At 70.7% G+C, this 276-nt stretch carries 1 pseudogene; it reads left to right on the top strand.

Annotation, left to right across the window (positions count from 1 at the left end):
- Positions 1-276: pseudogene (locus SB822_RS56800) on the top strand (RNA polymerase factor sigma-54); the annotation flags it as partial.

The following is a 276-nucleotide window of genomic DNA, read 5'->3' as shown; positions in this document are numbered from 1 at the left end:
GTCGCGGCCGCCGAGCCCGACGCATTGCCCGCCGAAGCGGTGACGAGCGAGACGCTCGACAGCGGCGGCCCGGACGACATGCCGGGAGACTTCTCGGGCGACTACAGCAGCCGCAGTTCGGCACGCCAGAACGGCGATTCCGACGGCAGCGATCCCGCCGAATGGGCGCGCTCGCAGCCGACCTTGCGCGAGCAGTTGCATGACGCGCTGCGTCTTTACCGGCTGGACGACCGCGATCGCGCCGTCGCGCGCTTCATCATCGAGGCGCTCGACGAC

Source organism: Paraburkholderia sp. SIMBA_054, from assembly GCF_046534875.1.
Lineage (GTDB): Bacteria > Pseudomonadota > Gammaproteobacteria > Burkholderiales > Burkholderiaceae > Paraburkholderia > Paraburkholderia hospita.
The sequence above is the reverse complement of the archived record's forward strand: the minus strand, read 5'-3'. Positions and strand labels throughout refer to the sequence as shown.